At 45.8% G+C, this 18,735-nt stretch carries 16 protein-coding genes; 6 read left to right on the top strand and 10 right to left on the bottom strand.

Features of this window, described 5'->3' with window-relative positions:
- Positions 1-44: 44 nt before the first annotated feature.
- Together ACF8OV_RS01470 and ACF8OV_RS01465 are read left to right on the top strand one after the other, a co-directional pair.
- A complete protein-coding gene (locus ACF8OV_RS01470; RefSeq protein ID WP_005456696.1) occupies positions 45-377 on the top strand; it encodes a tRNA-binding protein in 333 nt (110 codons plus the stop codon).
- 145 nt (positions 378-522) lie between these two features.
- Positions 523-1,119 carry an outer membrane beta-barrel protein gene (locus tag ACF8OV_RS01465; protein ID WP_070225533.1) on the top strand — a complete coding sequence of 199 codons (597 nt, stop codon included), beginning with the start codon at positions 523-525 and terminating at the stop codon, positions 1,117-1,119.
- A 37-nt stretch (positions 1,120-1,156) separates the two neighbouring features.
- On the opposite strand, the gene ACF8OV_RS01460 is transcribed toward ACF8OV_RS01465, so the two are convergent.
- Positions 1,157-1,708 carry a gamma-glutamylcyclotransferase family protein gene (locus tag ACF8OV_RS01460; RefSeq protein WP_025534310.1) on the bottom strand — a complete coding sequence of 184 codons (552 nt, stop codon included), beginning with the start codon at positions 1,706-1,708 and terminating at the stop codon, positions 1,157-1,159.
- A 186-nt stretch (positions 1,709-1,894) separates the two neighbouring features.
- On the opposite strand from ACF8OV_RS01460, the gene ACF8OV_RS01455 reads away from it, so the two are divergent.
- Positions 1,895-3,079, top strand: a complete 1,185-nt coding sequence (locus ACF8OV_RS01455; protein ID WP_274014364.1) for an NnrS family protein — start codon at positions 1,895-1,897, stop codon at positions 3,077-3,079.
- A 76-nt stretch (positions 3,080-3,155) separates the two neighbouring features.
- Here the strand turns inward: ACF8OV_RS01455 and ACF8OV_RS01450 are convergent, their stop codons facing one another.
- The 5 genes from ACF8OV_RS01450 to ACF8OV_RS01430 all read right to left on the bottom strand — a co-directional run bounded on the left by ACF8OV_RS01450 (position 3,156) and on the right by ACF8OV_RS01430 (position 9,493).
- Complete coding sequence (locus tag ACF8OV_RS01450; RefSeq protein ID WP_005494158.1) at positions 3,156-4,103, bottom strand: CorA family divalent cation transporter; 948 nt, start codon at positions 4,101-4,103, stop codon at positions 3,156-3,158.
- 278 nt (positions 4,104-4,381) lie between these two features.
- Positions 4,382-5,941, bottom strand: a complete 1,560-nt coding sequence (gene glpD, locus ACF8OV_RS01445) for a glycerol-3-phosphate dehydrogenase (RefSeq protein WP_005456665.1) — start codon at positions 5,939-5,941, stop codon at positions 4,382-4,384.
- A 178-nt stretch (positions 5,942-6,119) separates the two neighbouring features.
- Positions 6,120-6,911 (bottom strand): DeoR/GlpR family transcriptional regulator, encoded by a 792-nt coding sequence (locus tag ACF8OV_RS01440; protein ID WP_140153433.1) that lies wholly within the window; start codon positions 6,909-6,911, stop codon positions 6,120-6,122.
- Positions 6,912-7,070: 159 nt separating this feature from the next.
- Positions 7,071-8,588 carry a glycerol kinase GlpK gene (glpK, locus tag ACF8OV_RS01435; protein ID WP_141180351.1) on the bottom strand — a complete coding sequence of 506 codons (1,518 nt, stop codon included), beginning with the start codon at positions 8,586-8,588 and terminating at the stop codon, positions 7,071-7,073.
- A 50-nt stretch (positions 8,589-8,638) separates the two neighbouring features.
- Positions 8,639-9,493, bottom strand: a complete 855-nt coding sequence (locus ACF8OV_RS01430) for an MIP/aquaporin family protein (protein WP_024702409.1) — start codon at positions 9,491-9,493, stop codon at positions 8,639-8,641.
- 895 nt (positions 9,494-10,388) lie between these two features.
- On the opposite strand from ACF8OV_RS01430, the gene glpT reads away from it, so the two are divergent.
- A complete protein-coding gene (gene glpT, locus ACF8OV_RS01425; RefSeq protein ID WP_005456512.1) occupies positions 10,389-11,759 on the top strand; it encodes a glycerol-3-phosphate transporter in 1,371 nt (456 codons plus the stop codon).
- A 56-nt stretch (positions 11,760-11,815) separates the two neighbouring features.
- Positions 11,816-12,871 (top strand): glycerophosphodiester phosphodiesterase, encoded by a 1,056-nt coding sequence (glpQ, locus tag ACF8OV_RS01420; RefSeq protein WP_141180350.1) that lies wholly within the window; start codon positions 11,816-11,818, stop codon positions 12,869-12,871.
- A gap of 75 nt (positions 12,872-12,946) precedes the next feature.
- Here the strand turns inward: glpQ and dapD are convergent, their stop codons facing one another.
- From dapD to ACF8OV_RS01405, 3 genes are all read right to left on the bottom strand, one after another.
- Positions 12,947-13,978 (bottom strand): 2,3,4,5-tetrahydropyridine-2,6-dicarboxylate N-succinyltransferase, encoded by a 1,032-nt coding sequence (gene dapD / locus ACF8OV_RS01415; protein ID WP_005456577.1) that lies wholly within the window; start codon positions 13,976-13,978, stop codon positions 12,947-12,949.
- A gap of 332 nt (positions 13,979-14,310) precedes the next feature.
- Entirely contained in the window at positions 14,311-14,607 is a 297-nt protein-coding gene (locus ACF8OV_RS01410) for a YebG family protein (RefSeq protein WP_005482297.1), read from the bottom strand.
- A 128-nt stretch (positions 14,608-14,735) separates the two neighbouring features.
- Positions 14,736-15,662, bottom strand: a complete 927-nt coding sequence (locus ACF8OV_RS01405; RefSeq protein ID WP_005482339.1) for a LysR substrate-binding domain-containing protein — start codon at positions 15,660-15,662, stop codon at positions 14,736-14,738.
- 109 nt (positions 15,663-15,771) lie between these two features.
- Here ACF8OV_RS01405 and ACF8OV_RS01400 point away from each other — a divergent pair, with 109 nt between their 5' ends.
- A complete protein-coding gene (locus ACF8OV_RS01400) occupies positions 15,772-16,746 on the top strand; it encodes a TDT family transporter (RefSeq protein ID WP_021823460.1) in 975 nt (324 codons plus the stop codon).
- Between the two features lie 75 nt (positions 16,747-16,821).
- Here ACF8OV_RS01400 and ACF8OV_RS01395 read toward each other — a convergent pair whose 3' ends face one another.
- Entirely contained in the window at positions 16,822-18,645 is a 1,824-nt protein-coding gene (locus tag ACF8OV_RS01395; RefSeq protein ID WP_392404319.1) for a DUF3413 domain-containing protein, read from the bottom strand.
- Positions 18,646-18,735 lie beyond the last annotated feature (90 nt).

Below are 18,735 nucleotides of genomic sequence, written 5' to 3'. Positions count from 1 at the left end.
TGTAAACGTTATCTTTTTAGTAAAATTTTACTGGGGTTTTAATTATGGAAACTATCGCTTACTCTGATTTTGCCAAACTGGAAATTCGTACCGGAAAAATCATTGAAGTGGCTCGTCATCACAATGCAGACAAGCTGTATATTGTGCAAATTGATATTGGTGAAAAAACACTGCAAACCGTAACCAGCTTAGTGCCTTATTACACCGAGGAAGAGTTGATGGGCAAACAAGTGGTCGTGTTGTGTAATCTTGCCAAAGCCAAAATGCGCGGTGAAACCTCTGAATGTATGTTGTTATGCGCAGAAACGGATGATGAATCCGAAAGTGTGTTACTAACGCCAGAAAGAGCGATGCCGACCGGGGTGAGAATTGTTTAGAGTTTAATCAAGCAAACGTTTTATTGTTCGTGTTTATGTTTTGTGTCTCATTTTATAAATAAATCAATAGATATATATTCAACTATATTTATAATCTCCACGCTTTTAAAACTGTTTAACAGTATGAAAAATATAGGAAATTATAATGAAAAAAGTATTGCCACTATTGGTTTTAGGTGCAGTGGTTGCTTCAGCGTCAGTTCAAGCAAAAGGTAACTGGTATGTTGGCGCAGATGTTCTTAACTCTGATCTTAAAGTTGAAGGACACTCTTACAGCTCTTCGGCGACTGGCTTGGGTATTGCAGTAGGTAAAGAACTGCAATTTTCAAAAAACTTCAAATTGGCTTTAGAAGGTGAATACGTTTACTACGGTAGCTTCGAAGAAAAAAAATCGGGTGCGGGTAATTGGTTAGAAGCGACAGTTGAAGGTTATTCGTTCAACCTTAATGCTAAACCTAAGTACCAATTCTCTGGTACCGGTTTTTATGTTGGTGCCGTCGTTGGTCTTGGTGTAACGGGCGTTGATTTGGAGACAAAGTCAAACCTTTCTAGCCTTACTGGCAAGACTGATGGCAGCGATGCTGGCTTTAACTATGGTGCTGAAGTGGGTTATGAATTTGCTTCAGGCCTGATTGTTTCTGGTGGCTACCGTGCTTCTACAGTAACCATTGATGTTGAAGGTGGTGGCGATCTCGAATTTGATTTTGACAGCCTTTACGTTGGCGTTGACTACAAATTCTAAGTTCGCGTATGCAAACATAGATACTAAAAAGGAGCCATTAGGCTCCTTTTTTGATCAGATTATCAATCAACTCATAATGGTGCTCTTGCACGCCTGCAAGGTTGCCGTATTTGGGTTGGTGGCGGTCATTTTCTTTCGCGTGGTGCCAGCCAATGGTGTGACGCACAAAATGCTCCGCAAACGCATGGGATACCTCCAAGCAACCTGCTAGCACGGTATCAACATAGCTTTGCATGATTGGGCTGTTTGCGCACGGTGGTAGTGGCTCGTCTTTTACGTAAACCCAAATCTCATGTCCTTGGTTAAAGTTCGCGTCCGTTTCGATTTGATCTGGCTGAATTTGAATACGATGATAGCCACGTTCACGGCGATCGAATTCTGCGAGAGCTTCTTCATTCACTTCGAGTAAAACGCCATTAACCTGTCCATTGCCTTGGTTCACAACCAGTGGGGACAGAGTGTAGCTGTCATCAATCTTTCCCCAGTAGCGAACCAGTCCATGAGCAATGACGGGAATGGCTTCACCTGTTTGTCCGGTTAACTTGCGCGACGCGGAATTGATTAAACTGCCATAGCCAAATATGTACATCTTCGTTGCATCCCTTAACTCATTTTTTGTGTCTTGGACTGTTTATACCTAACCAGCCCATGAAGCACAAACTTTACCCCTTAAGTATAATCTTATTTTTTAACATGTATTTTTTATGCATGTTTATGGTAGCATCAACATCGTAGTTGAGTTAACCAGCATCGAGAGACGCTTGAGGGCAAGATAATGCTGAACATCACCGATAAAAAAGTGGAAGAAAAAATCCCCGCATGGCTGCGATTAGGCTTTCGGCCGTTTTTTCTATTTGGGTCGATTTACGCCATTGTTGCGATTGCGTTGTGGGTATGGATGTTCCAAACCGGACAGCCAAACGCATTAGCTGTACCGGCATTGTGGTGGCACGTACATGAAATGTTGTTTGGTTTTTCGATGGCGATTGTGGTTGGTTTTGTATTGACTGCTGTACAAAACTGGACGGGCATTAATGGCACCAAGCATTACACGCTTTTGGTCTTATTTGGCTTGTGGTTAGCGCCTAGAATATTGCTTTGGACGCCAGTACCCTTGTGGTTAACCAGCAGCATTGAAGCGGTATTTTTACTGTTTGTTGCCTATGAGGTAGGCATTCGTGTTTATCGAGCCAAAGGCTGGCGTAATTTGTTTTTTGTACCGCTGTTTCTTTTGGCCATCTTTGCGAACTTTGCAAGTTACGCGACGATAAAAGGCATGCCGCCGTTTACTTCTTCTGCTGTGTGGCAGGCGATGTTGTGGTGGTTTACGTTGTTATTGTCAGTGATGGGCGGACGTGTGATTCCATTCTTTACTGCGCGTCGATTTAATTTCGAAAAAGCACAACCACTGCCGTGGTTAGATTGGTTCGCGAACTTGCCGTTGGTAATGCTATTTGTGCTGAGCTTTTTCCCCGTGACGTTTGCAGAACTAGGCAATCCGTTGATGCTGTTTGCAGGTGTTGCTCAGTTGGTGCGTTTTGTTCGATGGAAACCTTGGTTAACCCTCAGCGAGCCTTTAGTGTGGTCGCTGCATGCAGCGTATTTGTGTTTGCCACTAAGCTTAATTTTGCGAAGCGCTTGGGGAGATGCATTTGCCAGCCATAACCTCATTCACCTGTTTGCGATAGGTGCGTTAGGCGGTTTGATTTTGGCGATGATCGCGCGCGTGACGATGGGGCACACTGGTCGCATGATCTACAAAGGGCCAAACATGAGCCTTGCGTTTGCGGCGATTACCGCGGCTGCTTTGGTTCGCAGTTTCGCCGTGATCTTTGACCCAGCGAACATGATGCTGTGGATTGATATCAGTGGCGGATTGTGGATTGTCGCGTTTGGGCTGTTTGTGTGGCGCTTTGGTATGATGCTCGTGACCCCTCGTGTGGATGGTCATCCGGGATAAAGCGTTTAGACTTGAGTGGTAAAAAAGAGGAGCGTGTCGCTCCTCTTTTGGTTTCTGCGCTTTAAGGTTTTATCGCTTATTCATCATCCGTTTTGTTCGTGAACCCTAAGCGTTTGAACAGCAACCACTCTAGGCCAAAGATCACAATCAAAGCGATGCAGAACCAAGTGAACGCCATGGAGGATTCTACGCCCGGCATGCCACCAATGTTGATACCAAGTAGTCCTGTTAGGAAGCTGGTTGGTAAGAAAATGGTGGCAACTAAAGTAAACAGGTAACTGTTTTTATTGGTCTTCTCGTCTCGGTTGTGTTTGATTTCGTCTTGGAAAAGCGCTACTTCGCCAAGGTAAAATTCAATCGTTTCGTTGATGCGAGTAATGTTGTTATGCGCGAAGCGATATTGGTGAGGTCTTGATGTTACTAATTCTGACTCTGACTCGATCAAATCACGAATCGCATATTGCTGAGGGCGAATAAAACGTTTGATGGAAATAAGCGCCTTTTGTGCCGCAATGTGGTTGTACGTTGACTCATCATTGACGTCAAACTCGTTTAACGTTTCTTCGATGGTGTCGAGATACAAGTCGATTTTGCCGTTCAACCCTTCGATGATTTGATTCAGTAAGCTCGCCAGGCTTTTCGGCCCTTTGTGCTCTGCTAATGCTTGGCGAATTTCCATGATTGCACGTGATGGGATCTTACGAGTCGAGATCAGTGCGCCCTGAAAATAGAGAATACGGATACTCAGCATGTCTTCCGGCGACGCATTCTCGTTCATGTTGATGCCTCGTAAGATCAGCATGAAGTTATCGTCATCCAAAGGATGGAAAGATGGTCGGCTCTCGTCGGCTAACAGATGATCGACCGTCGCACGTGGTACGTGATTGTCCTCTAACCAGCCACGAATATCGGGATGAAGCCTTTCACAGTGGTACCAATGATTCGGTTGAATGTGTTCCGCCGCTGTTGTTTCTTGAGTCGCCATTGGGGTTGAGAAATCCCAATGTTCAATCATAAAACCCATTTTCTTTTCCTTGTATGAGCCTATACCCCAATAATTTCCAGATGCTTGACTTAGCGAGAATGACTTAGCGCACTACACGCCGCAATGTTCTCACGCCTTCACATTGAAGTCATGGGGGATAATTATTCAAATGAGTATGATTGCATTTTACGCCAAATGTCTATGAATAATTGTTCTTATTGGTAAGCAAGTGAAGCAATAAGAACCGCACAGTAACAAGGGGAAACAAAAAGCCTGCAACGAGGCAGGCTTTGTCATAGGTGAGGGGGAGGAGCTTTTTAGCTAACCTGAGAAAGGTTGACCACTTTTTGTTGCAACTTTTCTTTCAGGTAGTCGGCAAGTGCCTGTTTTTCTTCGTCATTCATGTAAAGGCCAAGTTTAGTACGACGCCATAAAATGTCTTCGTCGGTTAGCGCCATTTCATGATTCATCAAGTAATCGATCTCGCGTTGGTACACGCCGCCTGCTTGCTCTGAGAACGCTTGGCCAAGATCGGCTTCACTGGATGCGCCTTCCATCAAATCCCACGTTTGCGTACCAAACTGAGTCACATAGCGCAGAATCAGCGCTTGCGGTGCCCATGAGTATTTCGCGTGAATTTGCTTCGCTAACTGTTCACGGGTGCAGCTAAAGTTACCACCTGGTAGCGTTTGATTTGCTGTCCAGTTACCACCCATTTGAGGTAGGTACGGTTCCAGTTTCTTCATCGCCGCTTCACCGAGTTTACGGTAAGTCGTTAGCTTGCCACCGAATACTGACAACAATGGTGCTTGGTCGTACTCTGCATCGAGCTCTAGCGTGTAGTCTCGTGTGATCGCTTGCGGTGAGTCAGACTCATCATCACACAGAGGACGTACACCACTGTAAGTCCAAACCACATCTTCACGAGTAAGCTGGTGGACAAAGTGTTGGTTCACGATGTCGATGAGGTAATCAACTTCGTCATCCGAGATCGCCACTTCACGTGGGTCACCTTTGTATTCCACATCTGTCGTACCGATGATTGAGAACTTATCTAGATAAGGAATCATAAATACGATGCGGTTATCTTTGTTTTGAAGAATGTAGGCTTGCGGTTCGTTGTGGATACGAGGAACAACGATGTGCGAGCCTTTGATCAAACGAATGTTGCGAGGGGAGGTTTGCTCCAATCCTTCATCAAAGAACTGTTTCACCCATGGACCAGCAGCGTTAACCAGAGCTTTCGCTTTGCGCTCGAAGCGTTGGTCTGTTGTTACGTCATGGATTGTTACGTGCCATACGCCGTTTTCACGGTGTGCTTTTTCAACGCGACAGTAGTTGCGTACTTCGGCGTGGTTTTCACGAGCCGCCATAACGTTCAGCAAGACTAAACGAGCGTCATCAACCCAGCAGTCTGAGTATTCGAAACCGGTTTTCATTTCTGGTTTTAGCAAGCCAGATTTTGCAAGGTTGACGGTTTTACTGCCTGGTAGAGTTGTGCGTTTGCCCAAGTTATCGTAAAGGAACAGGCCACAGCGGATCATCCAAGCTGGGCGTAGGAATGGGCGATGAGGCAAACGGAAACGCATTGGTAGAGCGACGTGTGGTGCTTTACGTAGAATCACTTCACGCTCTGCGAGCGCTTCCGAAACCAAACGAAACTCGTAGTGTTCAAGGTAGCGTAATCCACCGTGAATAAGTTTAGAACTTGCTGAAGACGTTGCTGATGCAAAATCGTTAGCTTCATATAAACCGACACTCAAACCGCGGCCAGCTGCATCAGCTGCAATGCCAGCCCCGTTAATGCCGCCACCGATAACGATCAAGTCTAAAAGAGTGGATGAGCTAGTTGTGGAAGTATTTTTTTGTATACTCATGAATTTGACCTCTTGGTGAGCGAACGAGCATTTTGGAACATGATTTAATCCTAGCTCAGGTTTCGTTTATGATCATCTATTATTTTCGTTTGTGAGCGTTTTGTGTGATTTGGGCATAAAAAAACCTCTATCTAATTAAGACAGAGGTCATTTTGAGGTTCAAATTTGAGCGATTTATCTATTCGGTGTCTGCTGATGTTACATTCGCTTCGACCACTTCGAGGGGAATTGCGGCGTCTTTTAAGATCGCGAGAATTTCTTCTGGTGGCTGTTTGTTAGTAAATATCATGTTCAGTTGTGCGATGTTGCCCAGTTTCACCATGGCATTGCGACCAAACTTGGTGTGGTCGACGGCGAGAAATACGCTGCGGCTGTTGTCGATGATCGCTTGCTTCACGCGTACTTCGTGGTAATCAAAGTCCAATAGGGAACCATCAAAATCGATGCCACTGATGCCGAGAATGCCAAAATCGAGACGGAACTGTTTCACGAAATCGAGCGTTGCTTCGCCTACGATACCGCCATCGCGGCTGCGGACTTCACCACCTGCTAAGATGACCTTGATCTCTGGGTTAGGGAAGAGAATGGTTGCCACGTTGATGTTGTTGGTGACTACGCGTAGCTGCTTGTGGCTCTTAGTGAGCGCACGTGCGACTGCTTCTGGTGTTGTGCCGATATCAATAAATAGCGTTGCGCCGTCAGGAATGTGTTTCACCACCTCTTCTGCAATGACATCTTTTTCATTGAAGTTAAGCGCTTTACGCGTGTTGTAAGATGTGTTTTCAGAACTGAGAGGGATGGTTGCACCACCGTGATAACGACGAATTTTGTTGTCGTCTGCGAGTTCGTTGAGATCGCGTCGGATGGTTTGTGGGCTGACATTGAATCTTTCTACCAACTCATCCGTGCTGACATAGCCTTGTTTTTTCACCAGTTCAACAATCTGCTGGTGTCTAGGTATTTGCTTCACTTACCACTCCCTTGTGCATTGGTAACGGCCAATGCTTCAAATTCGAAGCGCTATTGTGCTCGAATTTGCGCGTTGTGAGAAGTAAAGGCAGGTAGGAATCGGGGATAAGACGCAAAAAAGAGCGCTCAAATGGCGCTCTTTGTTCGTTTGGGGGAAAAATTAATCGTCTTCGTCGTGCAGTTCAGACCAAGTTTGCGCACATTTTACAGCGCGTTTCCAACCTTTGTAACGACGGTTGCGTTTTTCTTCGTCATCATGCGGTTCAAACGTACGATCAAGCACTGCTTTATCTTGCAGCTCATCAATGCTGTTCCAGTAACCAACCGCTAAACCTGCCAGGTATGCAGCTCCAAGAGCCGTTACTTCAGTCACTTGTGGACGGTGCACTTCTGTGTTTAATACATCCGATTGGAATTGCATTAGGAAGTTGTTTGCTACCGCACCGCCATCAACACGCAAGTTTGCGAGCTTGATGCCAGAGTCAGCTTGCATCGCATCCAATACGTCACGAGTTTGGTAAGCGATGCCTTCCAGAGTCGCGCGGATAATGTGGTTTGAGTTCACACCGCGAGTAAGGCCAACAATGGTGCCACGTGCGTAAGCATCCCAGTATGGAGCGCCAAGGCCAGTAAAGGCTGGTACTACATAAACGCCGTTCGATGTGTCCACTTTTGTTGCGAAGTATTCAGAATCTTCTGCGCCGTTTAGGATTTTCAGTTCGTCACGCAGCCACTGGATAGAGGCACCACCCATGAACACTGCACCTTCAAGTGCGTAAGCAGGCTCGCCTTTCGGGCCACAAGCTAGCGTGGTAAGCAGACCATTCTTCGAGGTGACTTTCTCTTGGCCAGTGTTCATCAGCAAGAAACAACCTGTGCCGTATGTGTTTTTCGCTTGGCCAGCTTCTACACACATTTGTCCGTATAGCGCCGCTTGTTGGTCACCTGCAATACCTGCGATAGGAATACGAGTACCGCCTTTACCACCGATGTTCGTTTTGCCGTAAATTTCCGAAGAACGTTTTACTTCTGGCATCATTGATGCCGGAATGCCCATCTCATCCAACAGCTTTTGGTCCCAACATAGGTCGTTGATGTTAAACAGCATGGTACGTGATGCGTTGGTGTAGTCAGTAACGTGAACGCGGCCTTGAGTCATCTTCCATACTAACCACGTATCGACGGTACCAAACAGTAGTTTACCTGCTTCTGCATCTTCGCGTGCGCCTTCTACGTTATCCAGAATCCACTTCACTTTAGTGCCAGAGAAGTAAGGGTCAAGCACCAAGCCGGTGTTGTCGCGAACGTAATCTTCTAAGCCGCGGCTTTTTAGGTCTTCACAAATGTCTGCGGTACGACGACATTGCCATACGATCGCGTTGTAGATGGGTTTGCCTGTTTCTTTGTTCCAGACGATGGTGGTTTCACGTTGGTTCGTAATACCAATAGCAGCTAATTGGTCGCTTCGGATGCCTGACTTAGCCAAAGCTTCAACTAATGTAGAGCTTTGTGTTGCCCAGATTTCCATTGGATCGTGCTCAACCCAACCTGCTTGTGGATAAATCTGAGTAAACTCTCGCTGAGCGACGCTTACGATATTGGCGTCGTGATCAAGAATAACAGCGCGAGAGCTTGTCGTACCTTGGTCGAGGGCAACAATGTATTTTTGCTCAGTCATGGTAAGAATCCTTTTGTTTCGTTATTTATATTTTAGTAATTGGCAAGCTGTTAAGCTCGAGCTTGTTCTGTTTCTTCTTCAGTATCACATTGGTTTGGAATGGTACAACCGTGACCTTGGCGAGGGAGGTATGCCGCGATCGCTTTTGGATATAACCAACCACCAAAGCAAGCACCCGCAATAGGAGCAAGAAGGGGAACGATAAAGTAAGGGATGTCTTTAGCGCCGGTCAGTGCGTAATCCCAACCTGCAAAGTACGCGAACAGTTTAGGGCCAAAGTCACGAGCTGGGTTCATCGCAAAGCCAGTCAGTGGACCAAGAGAACCACCAATAACCGCAATCAGAATACCAATCAATAATGGGTTCATCGCGCCACGAGCGGCACCGTTGTTTTCATCACCCAGAGCCAAAATGGCAAACATTAATACAGCTGTAATGACGAATTCCACAGCAAATGCGCCAAAGAAAGAAAGAGAAGCGTGTGGGTAAGTTGAGAAAATACCAGCCGTTGCAAGGGCGTCTTGGCTGCTACGTACAAAGTTGTGTGCGATTTCGTAATCGGTGAAAAGGTTGCTGTACAAGCTGTAAACCAAAGCGGCAGAGAAAAATGCACCTAACATCTGAGCGATGATGTACGGAACCACTTTCGCTTTATCGAAACCATGAAACATCGCTAATGCAATGGTCACGGCTGGGTTGATGTGTGCGCCTGAAACGCCGGCAGTACAGTAGATCGCGATGGAGACACCTAAGCCCCATACAATACTGATTTCCCATTGTCCAAAAGATGCGCCTGTTAATACTAAGGCTGCGACGCAGCCAACGCCGAAGAAGATGAGTAGTCCTGTACCGATGAACTCGGCCAAACATTCTCCGAGCAGAGAGGGGTGTTTGTTGGTTGTCATGTTAAGAGTCCTATAGTTATTTTTGCTTATCTAGCACGATAGTATTGTGCACATATAAACGTTTGCGAAAACAAACGAGCATTAAAAATGAGCGTTTGAGCATGAATTTGTTAACCAAACTCTTCGTTTTTGTTAAATGGCGCATCTTTTGACCAGAAAGGAAACTGATAGAAAGCTCTTTATAGGGATGAGTGAGTCATTTTCATCGCTCAAATTACCGATGTGAAAACAAATGCACAACTGGTAAGAGGAGTTTTGTGAAGCTGGTTCGTCAATGGTGGATTATCGTTCAATAGTTTGTGTGAAAAGTAATCCCTAAGAGGTAGTTAAAGCCAGATACAGCAAAGGCTTGGGGGGAGATCCTGAAAGAAAATAACTAGAACGCATGACGATAAAATCGGACTCGCGTAGAACGAGAGTACGATATGGATTTTGCCTTCCAAAAGTGTGTTCATCGCGCTAAGTGTACGAAATGTGCACCTCAGTAGAACTTGGTTGTTTTTGGACTCTTTATTTCGTTTGAAACTAAACACCAAACTTTTCCTTCACTTTTGTTATTACTGATTTTTCCTTAGCTTAATGCGTCATGCAGCACCATTTATCTCGAATTTGTGTTCCTATTCGAGCCTTTATTTTGTTTAGTTTCGAATGTGAGTGATTAAATGTTCTTTTTTGATCAAGAAAAGATATTAACGAATTCTGAGTAAAGTTGAACGGCTGTCTAATTAATGATGGCTAATTTGCTGTATTTACTAATAATTAATTCCTATGCAACATTTATCACAGAAATTAAATCCTAACCTCATACAATGCAGAAACTTTCGAACGAATGTTAATTTTGTTTCGTTCGCTCCTTTTGGGTTCTTTACCATCGCATATACATAATGAGGTTCCTATGTTTGGAATATTCAAACCTAAGGCGCACATTGATCGTCTATCCCCAGATAGCATTGATAGCACCTATTCTCGCCTCCGTTGGCAACTGTTCATCGGTATTTTTGTTGGCTACGCTGGCTACTATTTGGTTCGTAAAAACTTCAGTTTAGCGATGCCGTACCTCATCGAGGAGGGTTACAGCCGTGGTGACCTTGGTGTTGCTTTGGCGGCTGTTTCAATCGCTTATGGCCTTTCAAAATTTTTAATGGGCAGCGTGTCTGACCGTTCTAACCCGCGCTATTTCCTCAGTGGCGGTTTGTTGATGTCTGCTCTGGTTATGTTCTGCTTTGGCTTTATGCCATGGGCAACAGGCAGCATCACGGCAATGTTTATTCTTCTATTTTTGAACGGTTGGTTCCAAGGTATGGGGTGGCCTGCCTGTGGGCGAACCATGGTGCACTGGTGGTCACGTAAAGAGCGTGGTGAGATCGTTTCGGTTTGGAACGTGGCGCACAACGTGGGTGGCGGTTTGATTGGTCCACTATTCATTTTGGGTCTGTGGGCATTTAACGATGATTGGCGCACCGCATTTTATGTACCTGCATTTTTCGCCACTTTGGTTGCAGTGTTCATTTGGATGACGGTTCGAGATACGCCTCAGTCTTGTGGTCTACCGCCGATTGAAGAGTACAAAGATGACTACCCAGATGACTACGACAAGTCGCATGAACAAGAAATGACGGCGAAGGAAATTTTCTTCAAGTACGTATTCAATAATAAACTGTTGTGGTCGATTGCGATTGCAAACGCGTTTGTTTACTTGATCCGTTACGGTGTGTTGGACTGGGCACCCGTTTATCTAAAAGAAGCGAAGGACTTCTCGGTAGATAAATCGTCTTGGGCTTACTTCCTATACGAGTGGGCGGGTATTCCTGGCACGTTATTGTGTGGTTGGATTTCGGACAAACTGTTCAAAGGCCGTCGTGCACCTGCAGGCATCTTGTTCATGGTATTGGTAACGTTGGCGGTATTGGTTTACTGGTTCAACCCAGCGGGCAACCCAACAATCGATATGATGGCTCTTATCGCGATTGGCTTCTTGATTTACGGCCCTGTCATGCTGATTGGTTTGTATGCACTTGAATTGGCACCGAAAAAAGCAGCGGGTACTGCTGCTGGTCTAACTGGCTTGTTTGGTTACTTAGGCGGTGCGGTGGCTGCGAACGCGGTTCTTGGTTACACCGTGGACCATTTCGGTTGGGATGGCGGTTTCATCATTCTAATTGGTTCATGTATTACTTCTATCGTGTGTTTGACGTATGCGCTTCTAGGCGAACGCGCACACCACGAGCAAAAAGAGCGCGAAAAGGAACAAGAAGCGCTAGCGTAATATTTATTTAAAGAGGCAGTGGAATACTGCCTCTTCGCTTTATCAAGGATATAACAATGAAAACCAAGTCAGTATGTCTCACATTTTTAGCGCTTAGCCTATCTGCTGGCGCAATTGCAAAGCCGCTTGTTATCGCTCACCGCGGCGCTTCTGGTTATTTACCGGAGCACACTTTAGAAGCCAAAGCTTTGGCTTATGCAATGAAACCAGATTACATCGAGCAAGATGTCGTGATGACGAAAGACGATCAGTTAGTGGTGTTGCATGATCATTATTTGGATCGCGTCACGGATGTAGCGGAGCGTTTTCCTGATCGCGCACGCGAAGATGGTCGTTATTACGCGATTGACTTTACTCTGGCAGAAATCAAATCTCTGCGAGTCACCGAAGGGTTCAATATCGACGAAAACGGCAAAAAAGTCGCCGGTTATCCAACCCGATTCCCAATGTGGAAATCTGATTTCACCGTACCGACGTTTGCTGAAGAGATTGAACTGATCCAAGGCCTTAACAAGACGTTGGGTTACGACATCGGTATTTACCCAGAAATTAAAGCGCCTTGGTTCCATCGTCACGAAGGCAAGGATATTTCTAAAGCGGTGCTTAAAGTCTTGAAGCAGTACGGTTACGACTCGCAAGACGACAAAGTCTACCTGCAGTGTTTTGATGCGAATGAACTGCAACGCATTAACAGTGAGTTGATGCCAGCAATGGACATGGATTTAAAGCTCGTTCAGCTCATGGCTTACACCGATTGGAACGAAACTATGGTGTACAAAGGCGATACAGCAATGCCATACAGCTATGATTGGATGTTCAAAGCCGACGGCATGAAGAAAGTGGCGAGTTACGCCGAAGGTATTGGACCTTGGAAGCCGATGCTGGTGGATGATAAGTCAACCAAAGACAATATCATCATCAAGCCGTTGATGAAGGCTGCAAAAGACGCCGGCTTACAAGTTCATCCATACACGTTCCGTGCCGATCCAGGACGCATTCCTGCGTACACGGACAGCTTTGAAGGCATGATGGATGTGTACTACAACCAAGTGAAAGTGGATGGTTTGTTTACTGACTTCCCAGATAAAGCAGTCAGTTTTTTAAATCAGTAATCAGCACTCACGCATTTTGCTTTAAGCTAAAAAAATCCCCCAACAGTTTCCTGCTGGGGGATTTTCGTATTCTTATTAGTTGTTTTTATGCAGTTCGCTGTTCAGTTCAACCGCGCTCTTGTTTGCAAGACACTCGATTTGACCTGTCACAGAGTTACGACGGAACAGTAGGTCAGAAACACCAGCAAGGTCGCGTGCTTTCACCACTTCGACTTCTTGACCTGCAGAATCTAGCATGCGCACTTTAGAACCAGCAGTCACGTACAAACCTGACTCGATAGTACAACGGTCACCCATTGGGAAACCAAGACCTGCGTTCGCGCCTAGTAGTGAATTTTCACCAATAGAAACCACAACTTTACCGCCGCCAGATAGCGTACCCATGATCGATGCGCCGCCACCGATGTCTGAACCGTTACCAACAACCACGCCAGCAGAGATACGGCCTTCAACCATGCTCACGCCAGTTGTGCCCGCGTTGAAGTTGATGAAGCCTTCGTGCATAACAGTTGTGCCTTCGCCAACGTGTGCGCCAAGACGAACGCGAGAAGTGTCTGCGATACGAACACCAGTTGGAACCACGTAGTCCACCATTTTAGGGAACTTGTCTACGCAATCTACGCTTAGCGTACGGCCAGCTAGGCGAGCTTCGATTTGACGCTCAGCCAGCTCAGGTAGGTCGATTGGGCCTTCGTTAGTCCATGCGATGTTGTGCAGCAGACCGAAGATGCCATCCAGTACTGTGCCGTGTGGCTTCACTAGACGGTTAGAGATAAGTTGAAGTTTTAGGAAGCCTTCAGCAACAGATTGTGGCTGTTCATCCGTAGCTAGGATAACCAGTACAAGCGGTTGTGCTGATTCTGCTGCTTTGGTTGCGAAAGATGCGTTTGCTGCATCGCCGTTTGCTTCGAATGCTGCCGCAAGTTCTGCACTTTGTGCCGCAGAGATCTCGATAGCTTGGTTGCCTTGCTCGTAACCTGCTACTGCAGCCAGTGCGTTAACAAGTGTGTCGCTTGGGTTAAGAACTGGGTTTGGGAAAAACGCTTCGATGATTTTACCGTCGCGGTTTTTAGTTGCCGTACCAAAGGCTAGAGAAAAGAAAGCCATAGTTGATCTCCATGTGTTGAGTCTTGTGTCTCGTCTGTTCACTGACAAGAAATAATTACGTTGTCAGCCATCATAAAGAGAGTATTGGGGAGTTTAAAGGGGGGAAATGGAGAAAGTCCGTAGATGGATACCTTTTGTCTTTTCGGAGATATGTCTGTCTGATGAGAAATGTGGCTACGAGGTGGTCTATTGGGAGAGTTTTGCTGAAATTAAGAAAAGGCAGTTTGTTGTCTCGGATCTAGAAAGAAAGGGCGTTCTTTCATTATGCTCTATGCTTTCAGGCATAAAAAAACGCCACAAGATGCGGCGTTATTTGAAGGGCAGTCATTGGATTATGCTGCGTCTTCTTGCTGTTCTTCTTCAACAGCTTCAAGCTTTTTTGCTTTCTTTGGTGCAGGTTTGCGTTTTGCACCGATTGCGTAAAGCAACTCTTCTTTGTTTTGCGCAAGGAACATCGCAAGATCTTCTTGCTTGCCTTCGTCTTCTAGAAGTTCACTTTTACCTAGCAGTGTGAATAGTTCATCTGCCATATCCAGCATTTTGTCGTATGCGTCAGCTTCCGCTTTAGAGGTAAAAGTCATTTTCTCTTCTCCATTGCGTTCTACCACGTACTTGACGATTACAGCCATGGTTGGTCCCCTAATTTGGTGTATTGATACTGGCTTTTTATACAGTTTTTGACCAATCAAGTCTAGCGACAAGCCCCAGAATGAGAGACACGTACAACTAACTGACTAGCATTTAAACTATCTTGGTTTCACTTTGCGGATTTATTCCCCAAAGGAAGGTTGGTTGGTCGTTCCCAATCTTGGCAAAATTCGATAAACGTTTTGAGCAATGGGCTTTGATATTTCTCTTTATGAACCAGTAACCAGAAGCGACGTTTCATATCTAAAGGCATGTCGAGCAGTTTTACACGACCGTCACGAATAGCAGGTTCTGCAGACAAGCGTGACAAGCAGCCTAAGCCCAGCCCAGCAGATACTGAGTTGATCAACGCTTCGGTGGTATTGAGCTGAAAAGCTTCATGCCAATGTTCCAAGCGCGGCGCGACAACGCGCATAAAAAATTCGCGTGAACCAGATCCCGCCTCTCGTAATATCCATTCGCTGTTTTCTAGCTCGGTTAAGTTTACTGGCCCTTCGTGCGCGGCTGGGTAATCGGGCGCGCAAATCACGCACATTTCATCTTCGCTAAACTGGGTGGACTGCAATTCAGGGTGAAGTGTTTTGCCTTCAATGAGGGCTATGTCTAACTCGTAATCGGTCAGCATGTCGCAGATTTGTGCGGAGTTAGAAATGAACAGGCTTTGAGAACGATGGTTCGTTTGCTGACGAAATTCGCTAAGCAAATAGGGCGCGACTTGGTTGCCAATGGTGTCGCTGGCACCAATGCGAAGTTGGCCCGATAGCGCTTGGTCACCATCGAAAATGCTCTCGATGTCCTTGGCTCGGTTGAGTAACTCATCCGCCAGTGGCAGTAGCTTTTGGCCTTCTTGGTTCAAAATCAGTCGGTTATTAACACGATCAAACAAGTGATGGCCGATCTGCTTTTCTAATTCTGAGAGTGCCATGCTCACAGCAGCTTTTGATAAAAAGAGACTATCAGAAGCTGCTGTGAGCGTTTTGTGCTGCGTGATCGTCGTAAACACTTTCAGTTGTTTAAGAGAAATGTGACTTGCCATACCCCACCGTTAAGTAATTCTGAACGTTTGTTTTAAATAATTAGATATATCGGAACGAAGTGCAAGCGTATTATACGCTCCATCAAGAGTGAGTCTGGTTGAGGTCATCATGATTCAAAGAACAAAAGCAAAAGTAATGGGAGCACCAACTCCGATGGCGGGTTTGGCTCTTGGTATTGCAAGCTTAGGTTGGAGTTGGGAAAACTTCGCCGAATTACATGGCTACGGACAGTGGATTAGTGCGGGTATCGCGAGCGTATTGTTGGCTATATTGGCAACCAAGTTTTTGCTACATAACCATCTATTGAGACAAGATCTTGCTCATCCGGTTGTGGGCAGCGTGGTTCCGACTTTTGCGATGGGCACTATGGTGGTATCGAACTCTCTCGGCCATTTTTACCCATTGGCTGGTGATGTGCTTTGGCTGATTGCGGTGGTTCTGCACATCGTGTTCTTGGTGAGCTTTGTTTACCATCGCGCCAAAGATTTTGAATTGCACCACATGGTTCCTAGTTGGTTTGTACCGCCTGTGGGTATCATCGTTGCGGATGTGTCTTTCTCTGGCAACCCGATGTTAGCACCAGTAGCACAAGGTGCATTGATGTTTGGTATGGTGGCGTATGCGATCATGTTGCCGATGATGATTTACCGTTTCATGTTTACCCATGAAATTCCGGATGCAGCGAAACCAACAATGGCAATCATGGCAGCGCCAGCAAGTCTATCATTGGCAGGGTACTTAACGGTCACTGCTACACCATCACCAGTGATCATCGCTATGCTATTTGGTATCGCGGTATTGATGACAGCCATCATTTACCTCGCATTCTTTAAATTGCTTAGACTGCCATTTAGCCCAGGCTATGCGGCGTTTACTTTCCCGATGGTGATCGGTGCAACGGCGCTGTTTAAAATGGCGAATTGGATGGAGTTGCAAGGATTGGCTGCGCACTATGTTCAACAAGTGCGAGCCTTAGCTGGTCTTGAGTTGATTGTGGCAACATTTGTTGTCTCTTATGTTGCATTACAATACATCAACAACTTGTTGATTCAGCCACGTTTGATGCACGCTCATCACGCTTAAATAGAAGAGAGGAAAAAGCCTCTTGGTCTTACAACCAAGAGGCTTTTTTATTTCAATCGGCGTCGATGTTGGACGCTAGCCTTTTTTGTAAAATCGCGACATCTCATCCAGAGAATGACGAATGATATCGACAGGAACTTTCTGTTCTTTCTCGACTTTTAACTGGCGATTCAGTTGCTGAGAGTGCCCGCCAGGATTGACCACAAGCATCAGTTCTTTGCCGACCAATGCATAGTTGTAGTAGCTGCCAGCAATATACCAATCGCGAGGGGCAGAGTTATCAAACAAGTTATGACCAACGCTGTATGAACTCGTTGTGCCTTGAACGTCAAACAGCGTATTCATCATGGTTGGCACGACGTCAAAATGGGTCGTGCGGTAATCAATTTGCTCTGGTTGACGATTTGGCATGTACACGTAAAGAGGCACATGCACTTGTACGTCACTGTAGTTACCCGTGTGGCCCCAATAGTTCATCTTATGGTCATTAAACTCTTCACCATGATCAGATGAAATCACCACAATGGTATTGTCTAAGTCGACGTTTTTCAGCACATCACCAATCAAGCTGTCGATGTAGTACAACGAGTTCTTGTATCGATTGTGGTAAAGCGAAGCGTCAAAATCGTTGTTGAGCAAAATGTGGTCAACGCGTTCCCAGTATGGTTTGAATTTCGCAAATTCAGGTTCGGGGAATACTGTGCCGTGGGCGGCATCGTAGAACAGAAAACCAAAGTACGGCTTGTCGCTGTCCTGCTTTTGGAACTCGATGAACTTGTCTGTTATCTGCTGATCGCGCTCGACAGCTGTTTCCCCAGTTTGTTTCAAGGTCAAGTCCGACACTTTTTTGAATACCGTGCGAGAAAGTGGCGGGCTGGTGAGCGGTGCCGAGCCAAAAATGCCCATGCGGTAGCCTTCTGCTTGCAGCGTATCCATAAAAACAGGAGAGCGTTGGCTTGCGTAAAAGCTTTCCCAGTAGGTCGCTGGCAAGCTGTAAAACAGGCTGAAAATACCCGCTTGAGTTGAGTTGCCGCCGCTCATATGTTGTGTGAAATTCACCGTTTTTTCGGCGAACTTGCTGACATTTGGCATGACTTCCGGCGTCGCATCACTGTAGCGCCACGCGTCAACCAAGATAAACAAAACATTGGGCTGCTTCTCTTTGCTTTGCACTTGAATGGGTGCAAGCGGGTAGTTGAGTGAGCTACGTTCAATGTTGGTTAACTCTACGCGGTTCTTCGATGCAATGTTCTCATCCACTAGGTCGTGTTTGTAAATAAATTTACGAGCCGTCAGCGGGTAGTAAAGTGGCCAGTTACTCGAAAACTGACTGACTTCATCGTCGTAAAGCGCGTTTTTGTACGCATGAATCATCTGTGTGCTGAGCAATACAGCAAACCAGACGCTGATCAAAACGAACTTAGCTCGGCTTTGTGCCAGTTTATTACTTACCCAAACGGTACAGGCGAGCCCGATCACCAGAACGGCAACTTCACTGACGAAGATAAGCCAACTCATCCACGAAATATCGAAGACATCACCACCACCTTCGAAAAACATACGGATTAATAGGGCGTTGATGTGAAGTTTGTATTGCTGAAAAACGAGGATATCGACTTTAAACATGATCAATAGACAGATCGCTATAGCGATCACGATGCCTTTGAATGCTCGAGTCGGTAGAAAAGAGAGCAATAAACTCAACAACATAAATGGAAGAGCGATCAAGCCCAGCCAGCCATATTGAGTCGAAACCAAATAGTAACCTTGCAACAAGGTTAGTGGTTCATTCTGATTGTTAGACAACACAAAAGGATAACAAGCGATCGACAGATACACTGCAAAGCAAGCAAAAAAAGCAATCAGCCAAGCGCTGTTGGAAGACAGTTTGCGAAACATACTTTTTATATATTTATAAATTATAGGTAGCAAGAGTATAAAACAGTGTTTTTTATTATGGAATAGTTGCGAGTAGTGTCACATTTTGTA

This window comes from Vibrio sp. GLN_1, assembly GCF_043106015.1.
Lineage (GTDB): Bacteria > Pseudomonadota > Gammaproteobacteria > Enterobacterales > Vibrionaceae > Vibrio > Vibrio parahaemolyticus.
This window is presented reverse-complemented; position numbering and strand designations above follow the sequence as displayed.

Bases quoted from the DNA above. Each gene is read 5' to 3' on its own strand.
- ACF8OV_RS01470 (WP_005456696.1), top strand. From the start codon at position 45: ATGGAAACTATCGCTTACTCTGATTTTGCCAAACTGGAAATTCGTACC.
- ACF8OV_RS01465 (WP_070225533.1), top strand. From the start codon at position 523: ATGAAAAAAGTATTGCCACTATTGGTTTTAGGTGCAGTGGTTGCTTCA.
- ACF8OV_RS01460 (WP_025534310.1), bottom strand. From the start codon at position 1,708: ATGTACATATTTGGCTATGGCAGTTTAATCAATTCCGCGTCGCGCAAG.
- ACF8OV_RS01455 (WP_274014364.1), top strand. From the start codon at position 1,895: ATGCTGAACATCACCGATAAAAAAGTGGAAGAAAAAATCCCCGCATGG.
- ACF8OV_RS01450 (WP_005494158.1), bottom strand. From the start codon at position 4,103: ATGGGTTTTATGATTGAACATTGGGATTTCTCAACCCCAATGGCGACT.
- glpD (WP_005456665.1), bottom strand. From the start codon at position 5,941: ATGAGTATACAAAAAAATACTTCCACAACTAGCTCATCCACTCTTTTA.
- glpK (WP_141180351.1), bottom strand. From the start codon at position 8,588: ATGACTGAGCAAAAATACATTGTTGCCCTCGACCAAGGTACGACAAGC.
- ACF8OV_RS01430 (WP_024702409.1), bottom strand. From the start codon at position 9,493: ATGACAACCAACAAACACCCCTCTCTGCTCGGAGAATGTTTGGCCGAG.
- glpT (WP_005456512.1), top strand. From the start codon at position 10,389: ATGTTTGGAATATTCAAACCTAAGGCGCACATTGATCGTCTATCCCCA.
- glpQ (WP_141180350.1), top strand. From the start codon at position 11,816: ATGAAAACCAAGTCAGTATGTCTCACATTTTTAGCGCTTAGCCTATCT.
- dapD (WP_005456577.1), bottom strand. From the start codon at position 13,978: ATGGCTTTCTTTTCTCTAGCCTTTGGTACGGCAACTAAAAACCGCGAC.
- ACF8OV_RS01410 (WP_005482297.1), bottom strand. From the start codon at position 14,607: ATGGCTGTAATCGTCAAGTACGTGGTAGAACGCAATGGAGAAGAGAAA.
- ACF8OV_RS01405 (WP_005482339.1), bottom strand. From the start codon at position 15,662: ATGGCAAGTCACATTTCTCTTAAACAACTGAAAGTGTTTACGACGATC.
- ACF8OV_RS01400 (WP_021823460.1), top strand. From the start codon at position 15,772: ATGATTCAAAGAACAAAAGCAAAAGTAATGGGAGCACCAACTCCGATG.
- ACF8OV_RS01395 (WP_392404319.1), bottom strand. From the start codon at position 18,645: ATGTTTCGCAAACTGTCTTCCAACAGCGCTTGGCTGATTGCTTTTTTT.